Source organism: Actinomycetes bacterium, assembly GCA_036510875.1.
Taxonomy (GTDB): Bacteria; Actinomycetota; Actinomycetes; order Prado026; family Prado026; genus DATCDE01.
In genome coordinates this window covers 1-4,891 of record DATCDE010000126.1, presented here as the reverse complement: position 1 = coordinate 4,891, position 4,891 = coordinate 1, and the positions used below count along the sequence as shown (strand labels likewise).

Annotated in this window: 3 protein-coding genes, 4 tRNA genes and 1 pseudogene; 5 read left to right on the top strand and 3 right to left on the bottom strand. The window is 71.8% G+C overall.

What is annotated here, in order from left to right:
• Positions 1–329: 329 nt before the first annotated feature.
• The 3 genes from VIM19_07310 to VIM19_07300 form a co-directional block, all read right to left on the bottom strand.
• Positions 330–404: transfer RNA gene (locus VIM19_07310), tRNA-Val, on the bottom strand.
• Between the two features lie 10 nt (positions 405–414).
• Positions 415–485: transfer RNA gene (locus VIM19_07305), tRNA-Cys, on the bottom strand.
• A gap of 27 nt (positions 486–512) precedes the next feature.
• Positions 513–585 (bottom strand) — tRNA-Gly (locus tag VIM19_07300).
• Between the two features lie 104 nt (positions 586–689).
• On the opposite strand from VIM19_07300, the gene VIM19_07295 reads away from it, so the two are divergent.
• The 5 genes and pseudogenes from VIM19_07295 (at position 690) to VIM19_07275 (ending at position 4,227) form a co-directional block, all read left to right on the top strand.
• The gene (locus tag VIM19_07295) at positions 690–1,604 is read left to right on the top strand and encodes an arginase family protein (GenBank protein HEY5184695.1); all 915 of its coding nucleotides are present in this window, start codon (positions 690–692) and stop codon (positions 1,602–1,604) included.
• Positions 1,605–1,803: 199 nt separating this feature from the next.
• Positions 1,804–2,804, top strand: a pseudogene (locus tag VIM19_07290) (chorismate-binding protein).
• The gene (locus VIM19_07285) at positions 2,801–3,622 is read left to right on the top strand and encodes an aminotransferase class IV (protein HEY5184694.1); all 822 of its coding nucleotides are present in this window, start codon (positions 2,801–2,803) and stop codon (positions 3,620–3,622) included. The pseudogene VIM19_07290 and the gene VIM19_07285 overlap by 4 nt, the downstream one beginning before the upstream one ends.
• A gap of 52 nt (positions 3,623–3,674) precedes the next feature.
• A complete protein-coding gene (locus VIM19_07280) occupies positions 3,675–4,118 on the top strand; it encodes a TIGR02611 family protein (GenBank protein ID HEY5184693.1) in 444 nt (147 codons plus the stop codon).
• A 37-nt stretch (positions 4,119–4,155) separates the two neighbouring features.
• Positions 4,156–4,227: transfer RNA gene (locus VIM19_07275), tRNA-Val, on the top strand.
• Positions 4,228–4,891 lie beyond the last annotated feature (664 nt).

Genomic DNA, 4,891 nt, shown 5'->3' with positions numbered 1-4,891 from the left:
AACCACCCGCCCAACTACGGCCCCGGAACACCACCCCAGCCGAACAAGACGAGGCCGCTGACGCTGTCGGAGCCGTCGCCTAACATCAACTCACGGCGAACCCACGTCCGAGCATTTACACCGGATCTGGGACGCGACCGGCAACCGGCAACGGCCTCTTAGTAGGGCTCGGGAGTTTCGGTCAGGGGCGATCCGGCACGTCTGTCCGCCGCCGTCCTTGGGCGTTCGTGTGTGTCGTCGCGCTTTGCGCCGCTAACACACTGTTAACAGACGATCTAGAGGCCGGTCCCACGGATCTCGGAATCGACCTCTGACCTGCACCTATGCGGTGGGCGATACAGGACTTGAACCTGTGACCTCTTCCGTGTCAAGGAAGCGCGCTAGCCAGACTGCGCCAATCGCCCTCATCGTGCGAGGTGGAGACGGGATTTGAACCCGTGTACACGGCTTTGCAGGCCGTTGCCTCGCCTCTCGGCCACTCCACCGGAACCAGGCCCACAGGGCCCCCTCCGAGCGGACGACGGGACTCGAACCCGCGACCCTCACCTTGGCAAGGTGATGCGCTACCAACTGCGCTACGTCCGCATGCGCGCCGGGTTGCCCCTGCGCAGCGAAGCCAAACGATAGCCGATGTCGCCGAGCCGATCCAAAGCAGCCCAGCCACCCGCGTGGTGAGGCAGGATCACGCCGTGACCGACGACCCACGCTGGCCGCGCGCCGCGACTTGGCTGGCCGCTGGGCCGGGCGACCGGTCGGTGGACCTCGCCGTCCTCGGCGTTCCCGCCCACTGGACGTCGCTGTCCCCGACCGGGGCCGACGCGACCCCGGCTGCGGTCCGGTGGGCGTTGGCCCGGTACTCGACGTACGCCGCGCAGCGAAACGCCGACCTCGCAGGTCTGGCCCCGGTCGACCTCGGCGACCTGCCGGACCCGGACGGCGACGAGGCCGCCACGACAGCGTCCGCCGAGCGGGCGGTACGCACGTCCCGGCTGCTCGTCGCGGTGGGCGGGGACAACTCGATCACGTTCGCGGCTGGGCGGGGCGCCCTCGGGGTCGACCTGCAGCACGCCGGGCTGGTGACCCTGGACGCCCACCACGACCTGAGGGACGGCGTGAGCAACGGCTCGCCGGTGCGCCGGCTGGTGGAGGAGGCGGGCCTGGACCCCAGCCGGATCGCCCAGGTTGGCATCTCCGACTTCGCGAACAGCCGCGCCTACACGGAGCGGGCCCGGGAGTGGGGCCTGCATGTGCTACGACGGGACGACGTGGAGCGGCGCGGGATCACGGCGTGCATGCAGGAGGCACTGGCGGTGGCCGGCGCGGCGGGCGGGCCGGTGTACGTCGACCTGGACGTCGACGTCTGCGACCGGTCGGTGGCGCCCGGCTGCCCAGCGTCCGCCCCTGGAGGGCTGGCGGCGCACGAGCTGCGCGAGGCGGCGTTCCTCGCGGGAAGCCACCCGCAGGTGACCGCCCTCGACATCACCGAGGTGGACGCCACCGCGGACACCCCGGACGACCGCACCGTGCGGCTGGCAGCGCTGTGCCTCCTGGAGGCCGCCGCCGGACTGGCCCTGCGCCCCCCGTCGCGACCTACGTTCCAGTAGCGCGACGTTGGGGCGATTCAGCCTTATCGTGGTCGTCCTGGCCCGCCAGGCGCTGGCTGACCTCGGGTCGCCCACCGCGCCGGCGGCCTGACCCCCCGGGTCCTACGGTCCGGTCGTGAGGATTCGTGACCGCCGAACTCGCAGTACGGGACCGGAGGCGCCGGAGTCAGGGGCAACGTCGGGCAGGGTGCGGGAGGGGATGACTGAGGCGCTGGCCCACCTCGGTGGGCAGCTGGCGACCGGGCTAGTCGAGGTCGTGGACGACCCGGCGGTCCTCGACCGCGGCTGGTGGGCCGTCGTCGCCGGCTTCGAGGGCGAGTTCCTCGCGGCCCGGTTCGCCGACGTCCGACCCGCGCCGCTCCCGACTCGACCCTGGCCGGGCATCGACCGTGACGAGTGGACGTCCACCCTGGGCCAGGACGGCTACGTGGCCGCGGTCGAGGAGGTGCGCGCCCGGATCGCGGCGGGGGACGTCTACCAGGTGAACGTGTGCCGGGTGCTGTCCGCACCGCTGCCGTCGGGCGCCGACCTGGTCGGCCTGGCCGGCCTGCTCGCCGCCGGGAACCCGGCACCCCACCAGGGCGTGCTGCGGCTCCCCGATCACGGTCTGCAGGTGGCCACCGCCTCGCCCGAGCTGTTCCTGCGCAGGGATGGCCGGACCGTGGTATCTGGGCCGATCAAGGGCACCGGGCGGGTCGCCGCCGACCTGCTGCTCAAGGACCGCGCCGAGAACGTCATGATCGTCGACCTGGTGCGCAACGACCTTGGCGCGGTGTGTGAGACCGGCACGGTCGAGGTGCCCGACCTGATGGCGCTCGAGGAGCATCCGGGCCTGGTGCACCTGATGTCCCGGGTCCGTGGCCGGCTACGCGGCGACGTCGGCTGGCCCAGCTGCTGGCCGCCGCGTTCCCTCCCGGGTCGGCGAGCGGTGCCCCGAAGTCCAGTGCGCTGCGGGCCATCAACGACCTCGAGCACACCCCGCGCGACGTCTACTGCGGTGCGGTGGGGTGGGTCGACGCCGACGCCGGGACCGCCGAGCTCGCGGTGGCGATCCGCACGTTTTGGGCGTCGTCCGGCATGATCCGGTTCGGGACGGGCGCGGGCATCACCTGGGGCTCGGACGCGTACGGTGAGTGGGCGGAGACCGAGCTCAAGGCGGACCGGCTGCTGGCGGTGGCCGCGCAGGAGGTGCAGGCGTGAGGACGTGGGTCAACGGCCGGCTGCTGGACGCCGACGCTGCCACGGTCTCGGCCTTCGACCACGGGCTCACCGTGGGAGACGGCGTGTTCGAGACGCTCAAGGTCGTCCGGGGGGTGCCGTTCGCGCTGACCCGGCACCTGGACCGGCTGCGGGCGTCGGCCGCCGGGCTCGGCCTTGCCGCCCCGGCGGATGCCGACATCCGGGCCGCGGTGGCCGAGGTGCTGGGCGCGCACGACCAGGCCGAGGTGGGCCGGCTGCGGATCACCCTCACCGGCGGCCGCGGGCCGCTGGGCTCGGACCGGGGCAGCGCCGGCCCGACCCTCGTCGTCGCTGTGAGCGCCGCCTCGCCGTGGCCGGCCACCACCCGGCTGGGCGCCGTCCCCTGGCCGCGCAACGAGCGGTCGGCGGTCGTTGGGTTGAAGACCACCTCGTACGCCGAGAACGTCGTGGCGCTCGCCCACGTGAAGGCTGCCGGCGCGGGGGAGGCGCTCTTCCTGGACACCCGCGGCCACCTGTGCGAGGGCACCGGCTCGAACGTCTTCGTCGTCGTGGGCGGCCGGCTGCTCACCCCGGCGCTGTCCACTGGCTGCCTGGCCGGGGTGACCCGAGCGCTCGTGCTCGAGTGGGTGGGCGCCGAGGAGGTCGAGCTGCCAGCCGCCGTGCTCGAGGACGCCGAAGAGGTGTTCATCACGTCGTCCACCCGGGACGTGAGTCCGGTCGAGGCCGTCGACGACCGCGCTTACCTCGCGCCGGGCCCGGCGACCGCGCAGGCGCAGCGGGTGTTCGCCGAGCGGTCTGCGGCCGACCTCGACCCCTGAGCCACGGAATTCGGGGAAGACGGACCGGCCCGGGCGTGGTTACGGTGGTGGTGTGGCACGCAGCGACGGCGACCCGCTGGACCTGGCGGTCGATGACCGCCAGCAGCCGGCCCAGGGCCCGTGGTACCTGCGGCTGCGCGACCGTGCGCGGGACTGCCGCGCAACCGACCTGGCCTGGCGGGCGGTCGTGTTCGGCCTGGGCTGGACGGTCGTGGCCGCCGGCCTGCTCATGCTGGTGCTCCCCGGGCCGGGCTGGGCGGTGGTCTTCCTGGGGCTGGCCATCCTCGGGTCGGAGTTCGCCTGGGCCCGCCAGCTGCTGCGCCGGTCCAGGGAGTGGGTCCGCCGGGCCGCGCGGCAGGCCCGTAACCCGGCTCGTCGACGACGCAACCTGCTGCTGTGCTGCTCCGGTCTGCTGACGCTTGCGCTCGCAGCCACGTGGTACCTGGCGACCTACGGCCTCACGCTCGACGGCCCGCATGCCTGGTTCGGGCTCTAGGCAGTCTTTCCACTGGGGTAGAGTTTCGCCTCGCTCAGGGCGATTGGCTCAGTGGTAGAGCGCCTCGTTCACACCGAGGAGGTCACTGGTTCGAACCCAGTATCGCCCACTGGGTATATCTGCAGGTCAGATAACATGTTGATCTACGAAATTCGGATCCCGTGCCACGATCCGTGCCATTGATCTTGAAGCAATCGTGGCCCAGGTGACGGTCCCTGCCTAGCCGTTTGGTCGTCATGGCTGATAGCCCTCGAGGCGCCCCGCTGCTCGGTCCCTCGCCCGAGCGGTCTGGGGCCTCAGCTCTGCCCAGGCATCCGTTCGGCGTTGGGTTTGGCCGGGACGGCCAGCGGTGGTTGGGTCGTGCCGCCGGATAGCGGCTCCTGTGGCGTCTGCGCTTTCGCGACAACTTCACTCCCAACAAGTGCCACCGGGAGGCTCGGCCAGAGGTACTGCGTGGCTGGCGTCTTCGGCCGACGCGACGCTTCGATCAAGCAGCCCGCCAAGCACTCCCGTCGCGGCTACCCACCAGACGAACGGCCAGTCCTTCAGGTCGAACCAATCGGCGCCGGGGGTACCCCGCCCCCTCTCTCCGTGTTTCCCGAGAATGAGACCCCTCACCGCTACGGTCGACGCGTGGTGCGTCCTGAAAGTTGGATCAGGCCTGCGGGTGTGAGTCCCGCCTGGGTAGGTACCGGAGCGCCCAGTAGCAGACCCCGGTTCGTTGGAGAGATCTGGCGGGCTGAGCGGGGTGTCGAGAGCCTCTTCGGAGGGAG